This is a genomic window from Acinetobacter sp. 1542444, assembly GCF_000581835.1.
GTDB lineage: Bacteria > Pseudomonadota > Gammaproteobacteria > Pseudomonadales > Moraxellaceae > Acinetobacter > Acinetobacter pittii.
The window spans coordinates 356,619-372,656 of the sequence record NZ_JEYA01000003.1 but is presented as its reverse complement, the minus strand read 5'-3'; the positions used below and the strand labels follow the sequence as shown (position 1 = coordinate 372,656).

At 38.8% G+C, this 16,038-nt stretch carries 11 protein-coding genes; 9 read left to right on the top strand and 2 right to left on the bottom strand.

All coding sequences use genetic code 11. From position 1 onward, the window contains the following. Window positions 1-172 precede the first annotated feature (172 nt). Window positions 173-1,519 (top strand): MFS transporter, encoded by a 1,347-nt coding sequence (locus tag J580_RS13825; protein WP_032004588.1) that lies wholly within the window; start codon window positions 173-175, stop codon window positions 1,517-1,519. Window positions 1,520-1,689: 170 nt separating this feature from the next. Then, window positions 1,690-2,904, top strand: a complete 1,215-nt coding sequence (locus J580_RS13820) for an MFS transporter (RefSeq protein ID WP_032004586.1) — start codon at window positions 1,690-1,692, stop codon at window positions 2,902-2,904. Between the two features lie 243 nt (window positions 2,905-3,147). Here J580_RS13820 and sthA read toward each other — a convergent pair whose 3' ends face one another. Beyond that, window positions 3,148-4,560 (bottom strand): Si-specific NAD(P)(+) transhydrogenase, encoded by a 1,413-nt coding sequence (gene sthA, locus J580_RS13810; RefSeq protein WP_002118117.1) that lies wholly within the window; start codon window positions 4,558-4,560, stop codon window positions 3,148-3,150. A 196-nt stretch (window positions 4,561-4,756) separates the two neighbouring features. Here sthA and lipA point away from each other — a divergent pair, with 196 nt between their 5' ends. The 3 genes from lipA (at window position 4,757) to J580_RS13795 (ending at window position 9,002) form a co-directional block, all read left to right on the top strand. Next, window positions 4,757-5,770: a lipoyl synthase gene (lipA, locus tag J580_RS13805; RefSeq protein ID WP_002118167.1), complete on the top strand. Its 1,014-nt coding sequence runs from the start codon at window positions 4,757-4,759 to the stop codon at window positions 5,768-5,770. Between the two features lie 279 nt (window positions 5,771-6,049). Beyond that, window positions 6,050-8,512, top strand: coding sequence for an acyl-CoA dehydrogenase (locus J580_RS13800; protein WP_032004585.1), 2,463 nt, complete (start codon window positions 6,050-6,052; stop codon window positions 8,510-8,512). 106 nt (window positions 8,513-8,618) lie between these two features. Then, window positions 8,619-9,002, top strand: coding sequence for a carboxymuconolactone decarboxylase family protein (locus J580_RS13795; RefSeq protein WP_032004584.1), 384 nt, complete (start codon window positions 8,619-8,621; stop codon window positions 9,000-9,002). A gap of 37 nt (window positions 9,003-9,039) precedes the next feature. Here J580_RS13795 and J580_RS13790 read toward each other — a convergent pair whose 3' ends face one another. After that, on the bottom strand, window positions 9,040-9,576 hold the full coding sequence (locus tag J580_RS13790; protein WP_032004582.1) for a cysteine peptidase family C39 domain-containing protein: 537 nt from the start codon (window positions 9,574-9,576) through the stop codon (window positions 9,040-9,042). A 222-nt stretch (window positions 9,577-9,798) separates the two neighbouring features. Between J580_RS13790 and ahcY the strand changes: the two genes are divergently transcribed. The 4 genes from ahcY to J580_RS13770 all read left to right on the top strand — a co-directional run bounded on the left by ahcY (window position 9,799) and on the right by J580_RS13770 (window position 15,816). Further along, a complete protein-coding gene (gene ahcY / locus J580_RS13785) occupies window positions 9,799-11,181 on the top strand; it encodes an adenosylhomocysteinase (protein WP_032004581.1) in 1,383 nt (460 codons plus the stop codon). Window positions 11,182-11,251: 70 nt separating this feature from the next. Next, on the top strand, window positions 11,252-12,088 hold the full coding sequence (gene metF / locus J580_RS13780) for a methylenetetrahydrofolate reductase [NAD(P)H] (protein ID WP_032004580.1): 837 nt from the start codon (window positions 11,252-11,254) through the stop codon (window positions 12,086-12,088). An 18-nt stretch (window positions 12,089-12,106) separates the two neighbouring features. Further along, the gene (locus J580_RS13775) at window positions 12,107-12,829 is read left to right on the top strand and encodes a 16S rRNA (uracil(1498)-N(3))-methyltransferase (protein WP_032004579.1); all 723 of its coding nucleotides are present in this window, start codon (window positions 12,107-12,109) and stop codon (window positions 12,827-12,829) included. Between the two features lie 134 nt (window positions 12,830-12,963). Then, window positions 12,964-15,816, top strand: a complete 2,853-nt coding sequence (locus tag J580_RS13770; RefSeq protein WP_032004578.1) for a putative bifunctional diguanylate cyclase/phosphodiesterase — start codon at window positions 12,964-12,966, stop codon at window positions 15,814-15,816. The last annotated feature ends 222 nt before the right edge of the window (window positions 15,817-16,038 follow it).

Genomic DNA, 16,038 nt, shown 5'->3' with positions numbered 1-16,038 from the left:
TTTAGTAAAATTAATTTTTTGGCACAAGCTTTGCTTTATTCATAGCAAGATGAGTCAACGATGATTCAATGAATAAACCAAGACGGCCAACGATGTCCGCTCTGATCGGTCTGCAGATAGGCAATAAATTGCCATGCAAATTAAAATTTCGTTCAGTTCAGAGGGACGGCGTATGTCTTCAAATATCAATCTAGATGCAAAAAAAGCAACTGAAATAAAATTATTTAGCTTTTCTACTCCTGCAATGCGCGCTTTCCACATGACTTGGCTCGCATTCTTTGTGTGCTTCTTCGCATGGTTTGCTTGCGCACCACTCATGCCAGTTATTAAAGGTGAGTTCGGCTTAACCAAAGATCAAATTGCCAATATCAATATTGCCGCCGTTGCAATTACGATTTTAGTACGACTCGTTGTCGGTCCGCTTTGTGATAAATATGGCCCGAGGATTACCTATACAGCCCTTCTTTTGCTTGGCAGTATTCCTGTATTTGGGGTTGCTGCTGCTAACAGTTATGAGTCTTTTTTATTCTTCCGCTTACTGATTGGTGCAATTGGCGCAAGCTTTGTTATTACGCAATATCATACAAGCGTTATGTTTGCACCTAATGTTGTAGGTACAGCAAATGCGGCAGCAGCTGGTTGGGGTAATGCTGGTGGCGGTGCAACCCAAGCTCTAATGCCTTTATTACTTGGTGCAATTGTCATGTTCGGTGTCGAACAAACTATGGGCTGGCGTGTTGCACTAATCGTACCAGGCGTAATGATGGTCATTGTTGGTATTCTTTATTGGAAACTCACCCAAGACTGTCCTCAAGGAAACTTCAAAGAAGTCCGTGCACAAGGGATTGAAGTTGGCAGTGGTAAAAAAGGTGGCATGGCTATTTTAATGCAAGCTGCTCGTAACTACCGTGTCTGGATTTTATTTGTGGCTTATGGTGCATGTTTCGGGATTGAAATTTTTATCCATAACGTTGCAGCAATGTATTATGTTGATCAGTTCAAAATGGATTTAAAAACTGCTGGATTAACCGCGGGGATATTTGGTCTTCTTGCGCTCTTTGCTCGTGCACTTGGCGGTATTATTTCCGATAAAGTTGCACTCAAAAAAGGTTTAGATGGCCGCACTAAAGTACTAGTTCTCATGATTTTGGGTGAAGGTTTATTCTTGATTCTTTTCTCTCAAATGAATGTGGTCGCTCTTGCAATTATTTCTATGACGATTTTTGCCTTGTTTACTCACATGGCTTGTGGCGCGACTTATGCTCTCGTACCATTTATTGATCGTAATGCTTTAGGTGGTGTTGCAGGCATTATTGGTGCAGGTGGCAATGCGGGTGCTGTTGCAGCTGGTTTCTTATTAAAAGGTTTGCTAGATGTTCAAACTTGTCTATTTATTTTAGGTAGTTTGGTTATGGTCGCAGGCTGTAGCGTAATTCTAATTCGCTTCACGACTGAACATAAAGAAAAAGAACAAGTACTTTTTGAACAAGCATTACTTGAACGTAATTCCGCAGCATAATTTCTACAAGAAGCAGAGATCAAAATGATGTCTGCTTCTTTAATTTTCTTGTCATAAAATACGATTCTTAAGAACTTTTTAATTCTTCTTAAATATTCCCTCCAACTATATCGATATTTTTCGATATATCTTCTACAATAAATCATCATTATTATAATTTTCCATTAATCATGACTAAAACTGACAACCAATTTTCTCAGTCCCTCATCTATATGCTGATTGGCAGTGCAATTATTTTGGCCCTTTCATTAGGTGTCCGTCATGGTTTCGGTCTCTACCTTGTACCCATGAGCCATGAATTTGGCTGGGGACAGCATGTTTTTAGTCTTGCGATAGCCATGCAGAACCTGATCTGGGGAGCTGTTCAGCCTTTTACCGGTGCAATTGCAGATAAATATGGCAGTAAAGTTGTGGTTGCTGTTGGTGGCTTACTTTATACCCTAGGCCTACTTTTAATGGCTTTTAGTTCAAGTGTACTCATTTTGAATTTAAGCTTAGGTCTTATTATTGGTTTAGCTTTATCAGCAGCCTCTTTTACGGTTTTACTGAGTGCAGTAGGCAGAGCTGCCCCTCCAGAAAAAAGAAGTATGGCAATGGGTATTGCCAGTGCAGCAGGCTCTTTTGGTCAGTTTATTATGCTACCTTCCACCCTTCTCTTGCTTAAAACGGTAGGATGGTCGTCAGCTTTGATGGTGAGTGCACTATTAATTGCTCTTATTATTCCCCTAGCGTGGATGCTAAAAGGACCAAGCAATCAAACGCCAAAAGCAATTGCTGAACCACAGCTCACATTTAAACAAGTACTGAATATTGCTAGAAAACATAAGCCATTCTGGTGGTTAGCTTTAGGCTTTTTAGTCTGTGGGTTTCAGGTGGTCTTTTTAGGCGTTCATCTGCCGGGCTATTTAATCGATCATGGCTTTGATGCAGCTACAGGAACTGTGTTTCTGGCATTAGTAGGACTATTTAATATTGTGGGAACTTATGGGGCGGGTTGGCTGGGAGATCGATTCTCAAAACCTAAATTATTAATGGCACTTTACGGTAGCCGCGGCATCGCAATCATCGCCTTTTTACTATTACCTCTAAGCACTTATACGGTATATGCTTTTGGCGTCATTATGGGACTTTTATGGCTCTCTACAGTTCCACTTACCAACGGCATTGTCGCAAATATGTTCGGTGTTAAATACCTTTCAATGTTAAGTGGTATTGTGTTTTTCACCCATCAAGTCGGTTCTTTCTTTGGCGGTTGGCTTGGCGGTGTTAACCATGACTTAACAGGTAATTACAATGCGATTTGGCTATGTTCAATAGCTTTGAGTATATTAGGGGTAATCGTACATTTCTTTGTAAATGAGGAGGCTGTTATTCATGACGCATAATGCCTTACTTTTGAAAACAATTATGACTTTGCTCGTGATTACTCTGCTGGCCTGTTCAATCATTTTATGGAAACAAACTCCTGATTTATTTGTATATTTTAATCAAGCATTTTGTGCCCACTAGAGATATAGACAGCCAGACGCATACTGCAAATTGTCATAAAAATATAAAAAACCTATGGTCTAATGAAAATAAAAAAGCCCGCAAGTTTGCGGGCTTTTTTATGAAAAACTTATTTAAAATCAAAACAAACGATTCATACCATTAAGCGCAGCTACACGATATGCTTCTGCCATTGTTGGATAGTTAAACGTTGTTTCAACAAAATATTTCAGAGTATTGTTTGGGCTGTGCATAACTGCTTGCCCAATGTGGATAATTTCGGCAGCGTTATTACCAAAACAATGAATACCTAAAATTTCCATAGTGTCGCGGTGGAAAAGAATTTTTAACTCACCCACTGTATCACCAGTAATTTGTGCACGAGCCAAATGACGGAAAGAAGCTTGACCTACTTCATACGGAATTTTCTCTTCCGTTAATTCCTGTTCATTTTTACCAATTGATGAGATTTCTGGAATGGTATAGATACCTGTTGGGATATCACGTACTGGCTTCGCATCTTCACCACTCATGTTTGCACCAGCACAGCGCCCTTGGTCATAAGCAGCAGAAGCAAGTGATGGCCAACCAATCACGTCACCAGCAGCATAAATATTTTCAACTTCAGTTTGATATTGATCATTTACTGAAAGTTGACCACGGTTATTTGGTACTAACCCAACATTCTCAAGACCTAAGCCTTCTGTGTTACCTGAACGACCGTTACACCAAAGAATCGCATCGGCTTTAATCTTTTTACCACTTTGTAAATGTAGTACAACATGGTCATCAAACGTTTCAAGATGATCCATTTGCTCATTGTGACGAATCAATACACCTTGTTCACGTAAGTGATAAGACAAAGCATCAGCAATTTCATCATCTAGATAACTTAATAATTTTTGCTGAGTATTAATCAAGTCAACTTTATGGTCTAAACCAATAAAGATTGAGGCATATTCACAGCCAATAACACCCGCGCCATAAATAATGATTTTTTGAATTGAATAATCAAGATCAAGGATTTTGTCCGAATCGAATACGCGAGGATGATCAAAGTCTAAACCTTGCGGATGATAAGGACGACTACCTGTCGCAATCACGATTTGCTTACAGATAATTGTTTCTTTAATGCCTTCATGGCTAAAAACTAAAACTGTATTTTTATCTTGAATATATGCACGGCCGTGGAATACACCGATTTTGTTACGATCGTAAAAACGTGTATGCGTATCAACCTGTTGTTGAATTACTTTGTGTGCATTACGCAAAACCTGTTTCATGGTGAACTGTTTCCATTCACCTACTTTTTGAAACATTGGATCACGCTGATAGCGAATAATACTAGAAACTGTTTGACGTAATGCTTTACTTGGAATGGTACCTACGTGTGCACAGTTACCACCCAGTTGATCACGCACATCTACAATTGCAACACGCTTACCCGCTTTTGCAAGCTTCATTGCCGCGCCTTCACCTGCAGGTCCAGAACCGAGAACTACCGCATCGTATTTAACGAAATTCCCACTAACGACCTCTTTTTTACGTGGCATTGAAAGCTCCTTCCTCACTTGAATGACCATATTTTATAATAAATTATGGCTAATATGCGGTGAATTTATGTATTTCTCAACCCTATATTTCTGAATAACCACATTTATTATATGAATAGTTATTTTCCGCTATTAACTGCAGAAGTTCGCTATAATACAATGTCAATGTCTCTATAAACGAGTGGAAAAGTTAAATATGTCAGAACACCGTAAACCTGAACAGGGTGTAAAACTTCGTGGCGCAGAAAAAGTCGCAAGAATTCCTGTAAAAGTTGTACCTACGGTTGAAGTGCCGCGTAAACCTGACTGGATTCGTGTCAAGATGACGGCACCAGAAGAAGTTCAGCGTATTAAAACCACTTTACGTGCTCAAAAACTCCATACCGTTTGTGAAGAAGCGGCTTGTCCAAACCTACCAGAATGTTTTGGTGGTGGTACAGCAACATTCATGATCATGGGTGATATTTGTACACGTCGTTGCCCTTTCTGTGATGTAGCACATGGTCGTCCAAATGCACTCGATGCAGATGAACCTCGTCACATGGCAGAGACAATTGCTAATCTTAAGCTCAAATATGCGGTAATTACTTCGGTTGACCGTGATGACTTACTTGACGGCGGTGCACAACACTTTGTGGACTGTATCAAAGAAGCTCGTGCACTAAGCCCAAATACATTGCTTGAGATTTTAGTACCAGATTTCCGTGGACGTATGGACATTGCTTTACGCATTATGACTGAATGTCCGCCAGACGTATTTAACCACAACATTGAGACTGTGCCACGTCTATATAAAGCAATGCGTCCAGGTTCAGACTATCAACATTCTTTAAACTTATTAAAAATGTTTAAAGAATATTGTCCTGACATCCCAACAAAATGCGGTTTGATGGTGGGTATCGGTGAAACTGAAGAAGAAGTTATTGCTTTGCTTGATGACTTGCGTGCTCACGATGTTGACTACGTGACTATTGGTCAATACTTACAACCTTCTAAACAACACGCGCCAATTGACCGCTTTGTAACGCCAGAAGAGTTCGAACGTTATGCAGAGCATGGCCGTAAACTTGGTTTTAGAAATATTTGGTCTGCACCAATGGTTCGTTCAAGTTACTTTGCTGATCGTCAATACCACGGTGAACCAGTACCAGAAGTTCGTCGCAAAGTAGATCCAGCTAAAAAAATCGCTGTTCAAGTTGTCGAAGCTTAAAAATTAAATATCTGTAAAAGCCCTCTACTTTAGAGGGCTTTTTATTTGTATAAGAAAATCAATAACATTTCTTGACAAATCGATAAAACAACCCATTACACTTTCACTTAAAAATATCTTATACCTAAAAGTACGATATATCCCTGCTCTAGCATATACATCAATTGCGACATAAAAAATTAAATTTAAACAGCATTAAAAATTAGCTAGTTAAGCCTTAAATCTCTCCTCGCTTTTTTGTAACTTCTAACTTGAGGGCTTATCTAGCAAGGAGCAAGTATGATTTTCCTACTCTTTGTTTTAAGCGTTATCATTCAGCTTTTTGCAATATGGGCAATTTTCTTTTTTAATCTAAACAGAACCATTGCTAGTGTTATTACGATTGCTGTAGCCATACTTACTGCACTCATATTAACGCCATGGGCTCTCCTTTTAGGTATTCCCCTTATTGCCCTTAGTATCATTATTTTATTTGCACCATTACGCTTTAATCTGATTACTCAACCTGCATATAAAACATTAGCAAACTCAATGCCGAGCATCAGTACGACTGAACAAGAGGCTTTAGAGGCAGGTACCAGTTGGTGGGAAAAAGAATTATTTATGGGGGCACCCGATTGGTCACAATTTGAAAAATATCCCTACCCAACGCTGTCAGCAGAAGAACAAAGTTTTATCGACAATGAAGTTGAGCTCCTTTGTAGCATGCTAGATGAATGGGAGATTCATCATCACTTAAAAGATCTGCCACCTGAAGTTTGGCAATTTATTAAAGACAAAGGTTTTTTAGGCCTCATTATTCCAAAGTCCTTTGGTGGCAAAGAATTTAGCTCATTTGCCCAAAGCCGTATTATGAGCAAAATTGCTTCGCGCTCACTCACCACAGCTGTGAGTTGTATGGTTCCAAACTCATTAGGACCGGGTGAGCTACTCATGCACTACGGTACCGATGCACAAAAACAGCAATATTTACCGGGCCTTGCTAAAGGTGAAGAGATCCCATGCTTTGGTTTAACCAGTCCAGAAGCAGGTTCAGATGCAGGCGCGATTCCAGATTCGGGTGTTGTTTGCTACGGCGAATATGAAGGTGCTCAAGTCCTTGGACTTCGCATGAATTTCTCTAAACGCTGGATTACGCTTGCGCCAATTGCCACCGTTGTTGGTCTAGCCTTTAAACTTTATGACCCAGAAGGCCTATTGGGAGATAAAGACAAAACAGAATACGGTATTACTTGTGCCTTAATTCCTGCAAGTCATGTGGGTGTAAAAATAGGAGCACGACATTTTCCAGGTTCTCCATTTATGAATGGAACCGTAGAAGGAGAAGATGTTTTTATTCCTATTGACTGGATTATTGGTGGTCAAGAAAATGCCGGTAAAGGCTGGCGTATGCTCATGGAATGTTTAGGTGTGGGCCGTGGTATTTCCCTTCCAGCATTAGCCACAGCCGCAGGTGAAATGAGCTATTTAACCGTTGGTGCTTTTGCGAAAATTCGTCAACAGTTCAATATTTCTGTCGGTAAATTTGAAGGCGTACAAGAAGCAACCAGTGAAATTGCCAGCGATGCCTATATGCTTGAAGCATTCCGTTATTTAGTGACATGTGGCCTAAACCAAGGTGGAACACCTGCCGTGATGACTGCTATGGCAAAATATTATGCAACTGAAACGATGCGTAAAGTTATCAATCACGGAATGGATATTGCTGGCGGACGTGCAATTCAACTTGGGCCACGTAATTTCCTTGCCCTTACCTATCAGGCAATTCCAATTGCTATTACAGTAGAAGGCGCAAATATTTTGACCCGTTCATTGATGATTTTTGGTCAAGGTTCAATGCGTTGTCATCCTTATCTATTTGAAGAGTTACAACTCCTTCAATCTGAAGATAAAAATAACTCAGTCAAAAAATTTGATGATTTGTTATTTAAACATTTAGCCTATACCTTTAACCGTGGTGCAAGATCATTTGCTTATGGTTGGACAGGTGGCTCAAGCGATGCGCCTCAGTCAGCTGATCAATTCACTGCAAGTTACTATAAAACGATTAATCGTTTTAGTGCTAACTTTGCACTTGTTTCGGATATGTCACTTGGTTTACTTGCAGGAGATCTAAAACGCAAAGAAATGTTATCAGGCCGCTTGGCAGATATTCACGCGCACCTCTTTATTTCTACTGCGATTTTAAAATTTTATGAAGCTGGACAAAAAACTGAAGCTGAACAACTTCACGCTAAATTAGCGCTACAAAAAGCTTTCTTAAATATTCAGGAAGCATTTTGGGGATTATTTGAAAACTTCCCAGCTAAACTTCCAGCAGCATTTGTAAAATGGATCTGTTTCCCTTTTGGCCGTGTCATTTCAAGACCAGATGATGAGTTAAAACAACAAGTCGCTGAACTTATGATGCAAGAGCACCCTTTCAGAGAACAGCTTAAACATCACGTATTTTATTCAACCAAAGCCGATGATGTAACTGGTCGTTTAGAGCATGCTTTCCAAATTCTGCGAACGCTTGAACCGCTTTGGGATAAGTTTAAAAAAGCTGAATCTAAAGGCAAATTTACAGGACTTACTTTCGAAGAGAATATTGCACAAGCGATAAAAGAAGGCTTTATTTCTGAAAGCGAAGCTCAACAATTATTACAATACAACGCAATTCGATTCGATAGCATGCTTACAGATGTGTTTGATGAGGATTTAAATAAAGATCTTCCTTTGTCGAACCCTCATCAAATTTAGTGACTGATGCCTCCACTAATTCACTATTGCAATCATTTTTGATTCGCATTAATTAATAAACAGCCATAAAAGCGTCAATCGACGCTTTTATTTTTAGGAGAAATTAATGTCTAAGCAAGATTACGAAAATGGATTAAAAGTTCGCACAGAAGTGATGGGAGAAGCTTTTGTAAAGCGTGCCCAAGAAAATACCGTGCCCTTTACCCTGCCTTTACAAGACTGGATTAATGAACATGCATGGGGATCGACTTGGCAGCGTGAAGGTGTGCTACCTCGTAAATATCGTTCATTAATTACTTTGGCAATGCTCACGGCACTTAAATCACCAACCGAACTTAAAGGCCATGTTCGTGGTGCACTCAACAATGGCTGTACAGTTGAAGAGATTCAAGAAACTTTATTGCACAGCCTGCCATATTGCGGCGCCCCTGCTACACAAGAAGCTTTTCGTGCTGCTTTAGAAGTCATTCAAGAATATCAACAAAAATAACTTCAATATGAGCCAGCACTCTACTGGCTCTTTTTATCTAATTCAATTTTGATGAATACATCTGAAAATTACGATCATCAATCACAATAGCCTGACGACAAATCCCTTCTACTTGACGCTGCTTTTCAAAAACTGCCGCTGACATCGGTTCAAAACTATCAAAAAAGCAGATTTCTTTTTGATCTATAGAATAAATGAGCGACTGATTTCCAACACCTTCTAAAGTATCGTAGTACACAATCACCATTTTTCCGTTTTGAATTGCAACTTGAATATCTTGATAGCTCAGCGCCGGTCCAGTTGGAATTCTTAATACCTTTGCTTCTTTATAGCTCATACGTTCGCTTTGGCTAATGCTAGGATCCTCATCTGAATGAAATGACACCTCAAATCCTAGTTTCTTTAAAGCAACGGCTAAAGCAATCGTATAGGTGCCTCCTTCATCGTGTCGGCAAACATTAATCAGCTCAACCACATCAATTTGTACTCCATGATGCTGAAGCACCATCCAAACCGCAAAAACACCGCTATTCGCTTCAAGGTTTGCCAAAGATTCGGGAATATTTAAGGCCATAATTTAAATCTAAAGTCGTAATTAAGCAGATAATAAACAAAACTGGATTGGCACTAAAAGCTTTTCCAAGTACAATGTTTCGCTAGTCGAGGGATGCTGCGACAAGTGATCGGCACTAAAGATCAATTTGCCAGGCTCGACAATCGGTTAAACACTCGTTTTAACCAACAACGGCATCCGCGAACAGAACGATCCATACTATTTTTTCCCTAGGAGATCCTGATGAACGCGGTTAATGCTTCATTTACAGATTACAAAGTTGCTGACATCTCACTTGCTGACTACGGTCGTAAAGAAATCAAACTTGCTGAAGCAGAAATGCCAGCTTTAATTGGTTTACGTAAACGTTATGCAGCGTCTAAACCACTCGCTGGTGCAAAAATCCTTGGTTGTATTCATATGACCATTCAAACAGCGGTTCTTATTGAAACGCTTATTGAATTAGGTGCTGAAGTTCGTTGGACTTCATGTAACATTTTCTCAACTCAAGACCATGCTGCTGCTGCAATTGCTGCTCGCGGTATTCCAGTTTTTGCTTGGAAAGGCGAAACTGAAGAAGAATATATGTGGTGCCTTGAACAACAAGTTAATGTTAATGGTCAACCCTGGGATGCCAACATGATCTTGGATGATGGCGGTGACTTAACTGCTCTTGTTCATGACAAATACCCTGCTCTTTTAGAACGCATTCACGGTATTACCGAAGAAACCACAACAGGTGTTCAACGTCTTATCGAAATGTGGAAAGACGGTTCTTTGAAAGTACCTGCAATCAACGTAAATGACTCAGTTACTAAATCTAAAAACGACAACAAATATGGTTGCCGCCACTCATTAAATGACGCAATCAAACGCGCAACTGACATGCTTTTGTCTGGTCGCCGTGCGCTTGTGATCGGTTATGGTGATGTTGGTAAAGGTTCTGCTCAATCTTTACGTCAAGAAGGCATGATCGTTCGTGTAACTGAAGTTGACCCAATTTGTGCAATGCAAGCATGTATGGACGGCTATGAAGTTGTATCTCCATACAAAAACGGCGTACAAACAGGTAAAAAAGAAGATATTAACCAAGATCTTCTTGGCAACACTGACCTCGTTGTAACAACAACTGGTAACTACCACGTATGCGATGCAGCAATGTTAGATAGCTTAAAAGCTGGTGCAGTTGTATGTAACATCGGTCACTTCGACACAGAAATCGATACAGCTTATTTACGTGGTTACAAGTGGGTTGAAGTTAAGCCACAAGTTCACCAAGTTTATCGTTCAGAAGATGAAAATAACTACCTTATCCTTCTTTCTGAAGGTCGCCTTGTAAACCTAGGTAATGCAACTGGTCACCCATCACGTGTAATGGACGGTTCTTTTGCTAACCAAGTTTTAGGTCAAATTCACTTATTCCAAGAGAAATTTGCTGATCTTCCTGCAAGTGAAAAAGCTGAAAAAATTCGTGTAGAAGTTCTTCCTAAGAAACTTGATGAAGAAGTTGCTGCTGCAATGGTTGCAGGTTTCGGTGGTGTACTTACCCAGTTAACTCAAGAGCAAGCCGATTATTTAGGCGTAGCTGTTGAGGGGCCATTCAAGTCTGACGCTTACAAATACTAAGAACTTAAGGGCAGACGGTGAACCGACTGCCCTTTTTTCTAAAATGTTTCGCTGTTTACAAGGATTTGACATGACTAAACGTACACCTATTTCTTTTGAGTTTTTTCCACCAAAAACTGATGCTGGTGCTGAAAAACTTCGTATTGTTCACCAAGAATTACAACTTCTGAACCCTGAGTTTTTCTCAATTACTTATGGGGCTGGTGGTTCTACTCGCGAACGTACTCTTGCTGCTATTGATGATTTCAATGGTAAAGGTACACCAGTTGCACCTCACCTTTCTTGTATTGGTGATGATAAAGCTCGTATTGCCGAGTTACTGGATTTATATAAAGCTCAAGGCATTAACCGTATTGTTGCTTTACGCGGTGATTTACCTTCTGGTCAGGTTGGACTTGGGGAACTTCCTTACGCACAGGATTTAGTACGTTTTATTCGTGAGCACTCAGGTGACCATTTTCATATTGAAGTTGCAGCTTATCCAGAAATGCATCCTCAAGCTGAAAATCTTGATTCAGATATTCAACGTTTTATTGAAAAAGTACAAGCTGGTGCCAATGCAGGAATTACTCAATTCTTCTTTAATCCAGATTCGTACTTTTATTTTATAGAGCGTTTAGAGCAAGCTGGAATTAACATTCCGGTGGCTCCAGGAATCATGCCAATTACCAACGCAAGTAACTTAATTCGCTTTGCAGACGGTACGGGTGCTGAAATTCCTCGCTGGATCCGTAAGCAATTACAAGCCTATGGTGATGACAGTGAAAGTATTAAAGCTTTCGGTCATGAAGTTGTTGTTAAGTTGTGTGAACGCCTTATTGCAGGTGGTGCGCCAAGCTTACACTTCTATTCAATGAATCAAATCGAACCAACTCGTCAACTTGTTGTTGATCTTGGTTTAAATTAATTTTGTAAGGCGTACCCAATGAACCGTTTTTTTATCGAAACTGAACTTACAGTTGGCTCAACAATTCAACTGACAGAATCAGTATTCCATCATTGGGTGCGTGTTTTACGTGCACAACTACAAGAACAAGCGACTCTATTTAATGGACAAGGTGGGGAATATCTCGCGACTTTGACCGAAATTAATAAAAAAAATGCATTTGTCACAATTGAGAATTTTCACCCTGCAAACCGTGATGCCCCTTTTAAAGCTATTTTAGGTCAAGTCATGAGTAAAGGCGATCGAATGGATTATGCCATTCAGAAAGCCACTGAATTGGGTGTAAGTCAGATTCAATTGCTAACTAGTGAGCGTTGTGAAATGCGCTTAAAATACGATCGAGATCAAAAAAAATTAGATCACTGGCAAGCTGTTGCAATTGCAGCATGTGAACAATGTGGCCTCAATTTGGTTCCAGAAGTTTTAGCGCCTATTTCTCTTCATGAATGGTTAAGTTCTTCTGAGCTTCCACAATCTAAATTTGTTTTAGCACCAGAAAAAGAACAAAAAGATGTATTGGCGGGAATACAGCCTGAACTTGCCTTATTGATTGGCCCAGAAGGGGGCCTAAGTGAAAGTGAAATTAACCAAGCCAATCAAGCTGGATTTATGAACTGGTGCATTGGTGACCGAGTTTTGCGTACAGAAACTGCCCCTGTTGTTGCCTTGTCTATTTTAAATTATCGATTTTTATCCACCTAAGTTCTCTGCACATTGATTAAATCATTATTTAAAGTTAACTTACTTTTATTGTATGAATAAAATTTCAAATTCTTTTTCACTGATAAATCAGATTCTTTCTGTATATATGTAAAAAAATAGGATAGAAAAATCTTATGTCTGGGCTTCAGGAAGAATATCTACAGCATCAAACAAAAATTGAACAGCTGAAACTTTCAACTCAATATATCCGCTGGTATTTAATTAGCCTGATATTACTGTGCCTTATTTCATATGGTATTTTTTCTTATTATTTTTCATCTGCAATAACAATATTTAGCTGGTCTATTGGCCTTACCGTCGTCGCTCTTGTCTGCTTATTATTTATTCCAAATATTTTAACTCACTATCGCACGATTGATTTTACCAAAAAAGCTGATCGTGTCTTACAAAGTATTTGTTTATTCTCAGGAATTTTAATTGGAATAAATGTCACAATTATTCATTTTTATCTACCTCCTGACTTAATTGCACTACCAGATGCTCATATTTTAATTGCTTTATTTATTACTTCGGCTCATATCATTGGCCTTACTTTTTTAACACAGCAACCCCGATATTTTTATCTCTTATTTATTCCTAGTACCCTCCCTCTATTAATTGCTCAATTCACACATAATCCCATAACTCAGCTACCTTTTTATTTCGCCTATAACCTCACCTTTGTAGCAACTGTGCTTTGTGCATATGCAACTCAACGCAATTACCAAAAGATCTCTCAATTATTATTAAAAAACAAACAGCTTGTTCAAATTTCAGACCAGCATACCCAGTGGGCTGAAGAATTATGTGTACAACTCCAACAAGAAGTGAATAAGTCCAAAGATATTGAAGCCCAGCTTCAATTTAATAATCATTTGCTTGAGCAAAAAGTACGAGAACGTACCTTTGATCTCACAAAAATGAATGAGCAACTCGAAAGCCATCACTATAATTTAGCTTTTGCACATGAAACTGCGGGTATTCGGCCTTGGGATTGGGATATTGAAAGTCAAAGATTGGAAATTACATTTTTCGATCAACAAAAACAAACTCAAACCGCCGTTATTCATCTCAACACGATATTAGATCGTATACACCCAAGCGATAAAAAACTTTTTGACGAACGTTTAAAACAACATTTGGAAGGCGTTACAGATCATTTTAATATCACCTTTCGAATTTTACGTCGAGATGGTTCTTGGAGATGGATTCATGATGTAGGCCGTGTCATCACCAGAGATCCAAAGACACAAAAAGCGCTTCGTATGGTGGGAATGACCCGTGATATACATCAAGAGAAAAAGGATCAAGAACATCTAAGACTATCTGCAATTGTGCTCGAGCAAGCTGCGGAAGGAATATTTATTTTAGATGAGCACCTAAACTATATTGATGTAAATCCCTACTATGAAAAATTAACAGGATTTTCTAAATCAGAACTTGTTAATAAAGAATTATTTAGCATAACAATCAATCAAAAAGAACTACAACAACAGTTTCATACATCAATAACGCAACAACTTCTGGAGACAGGAGAATATATGGGCCAGTTTGATGAAAAGTTTAGTTCTGGTAAAAGCGTATATTTATGGTTGCATATCAATGTGGTCAAAGATGAATTCAATCAAATTACCAATTATATTGGATTTGCACGCGACCTCACTGAGCAAAAGCGCCAAGAGCAGCACCTATCTTACTTAAAAAACTACGATAGCCTCACCCATCTGCCTAATCGTCTTTACTACTACAATCAATTACATCAATATCTTGTAAACCCTTCATATAACATTAAAAATCTAGCATTAATACGGGTAAATATTGACCGCTTCCGAGCTTTCAATGAATTTTTAAATAATGATAGTGGTGATGAGTTACTTAAACAGTTCGCACAAAGATTACGCTTAATCAATATCAATGCGATTTTAGTCGCCTATTTAAATAGTGATGATTTTGCAATCATTTATGAAATTTCGCCAATTCATCCAAATGTTGAGCAATATTGCCAAAACATTTTACAAGCACTCAATGCACCTTTTTACATTGATAATCACGAATATTTTATTACCGCATCTATCGGTGTTGCATGTTTTCCTGAACATGGCAGACAAATTGATCATCTCAACAATCATGCAGAGCAAGCACTTTCCGAGGCAAAACGTTTAGGTGGTAATACAATTTGCTATTACTGCAATAAAACAAATCACTCATATAAAACTGCCGATTTAGAGCAAGAGCTACGTAAAGCCATTCAAAATGATGAATTTGTCATTTATTACCAGCCCAAAATTAATCTACACGATCAATCAATTATTGGTTTTGAAGCACTCATTCGTTGGCAGCATCCTGAAAAAGGATTAATCCTGCCAAATATGTTCATACCATTTGCTGAGCGTAGTAGCCTGATTTCAGATATTGGGAAAGTTGTTTTAGATAAAGTTGGAAAGCAACTCCAAGAGTGGAAAAATGCTGGTTATATCAATATTCAAGTCTCTGTAAATATTGTCGCTCAACAAATACATCGAGGCTTATTACTCAACGACTTAGATGAGGTTTTGCAAAAATATAATATTCAAGGTTCAGATCTCGAACTTGAAATTACAGAGTCAGCCCTTTTAGACAATACTGCCAATGTAAAAACGCTATTACATGCGATAAAACAACGAGATATCTCCATTGCCTTAGATGACTTTGGTACGGGTTATTCATCTTTAGCCTATCTGACAGAGTACCCAATTGACGTATTAAAAATTGATCGTGCTTTCATTTCGAAAATTGGTGATCACAAACAAGAAGCAATTGTAAATGCAATGATCGCGATGGGTAAAAGCATGGGACTTAAACTGGTTGCTGAGGGTGTAGAAACAAAAGAACAAGTCACCTATCTACAAAAACAGCAATGTGATTTTTTACAAGGCTATTTCTTTAGTCGCCCTATTCCTGCCGAGCAGATTATTCCTTATCTACAAACAAATCCGCATATTTATTAATTGTTCCAATCATCTATTTTACCTATGCTGCTTTTTCCAAAAATGAGCGTTTTTGACTGTGAGAAATAAAGAAGTAGTGTTATATTCTTTAGCATTTAGCTCACCACGGGGCTATTGGCAATTCGTCTACTATTCTCTTAATTGGTAAAAATTAAAGCGTAGTTAAAGAAGTGAGTTGCCTCTCCCTAAATGAGCAATTTGACTAGTTTGCTTTTTTGTATC

What these genes read in the sequence shown, in the direction of transcription:
- J580_RS13825 (WP_032004588.1), top strand. Translation starts at nt 173, where the DNA reads ATGTCTTCAAATATCAATCTAGATGCAAAAAAAGCAACTGAAATAAAA.
- J580_RS13820 (WP_032004586.1), top strand. Translation starts at nt 1,690, where the DNA reads ATGACTAAAACTGACAACCAATTTTCTCAGTCCCTCATCTATATGCTG.
- sthA (WP_002118117.1), bottom strand. Translation starts at nt 4,560, where the DNA reads ATGCCACGTAAAAAAGAGGTCGTTAGTGGGAATTTCGTTAAATACGAT.
- lipA (WP_002118167.1), top strand. Translation starts at nt 4,757, where the DNA reads ATGTCAGAACACCGTAAACCTGAACAGGGTGTAAAACTTCGTGGCGCA.
- J580_RS13800 (WP_032004585.1), top strand. Translation starts at nt 6,050, where the DNA reads ATGATTTTCCTACTCTTTGTTTTAAGCGTTATCATTCAGCTTTTTGCA.
- J580_RS13795 (WP_032004584.1), top strand. Translation starts at nt 8,619, where the DNA reads ATGTCTAAGCAAGATTACGAAAATGGATTAAAAGTTCGCACAGAAGTG.
- J580_RS13790 (WP_032004582.1), bottom strand. Translation starts at nt 9,576, where the DNA reads ATGGCCTTAAATATTCCCGAATCTTTGGCAAACCTTGAAGCGAATAGC.
- ahcY (WP_032004581.1), top strand. Translation starts at nt 9,799, where the DNA reads ATGAACGCGGTTAATGCTTCATTTACAGATTACAAAGTTGCTGACATC.
- metF (WP_032004580.1), top strand. Translation starts at nt 11,252, where the DNA reads ATGACTAAACGTACACCTATTTCTTTTGAGTTTTTTCCACCAAAAACT.
- J580_RS13775 (WP_032004579.1), top strand. Translation starts at nt 12,107, where the DNA reads ATGAACCGTTTTTTTATCGAAACTGAACTTACAGTTGGCTCAACAATT.
- J580_RS13770 (WP_032004578.1), top strand. Translation starts at nt 12,964, where the DNA reads ATGTCTGGGCTTCAGGAAGAATATCTACAGCATCAAACAAAAATTGAA.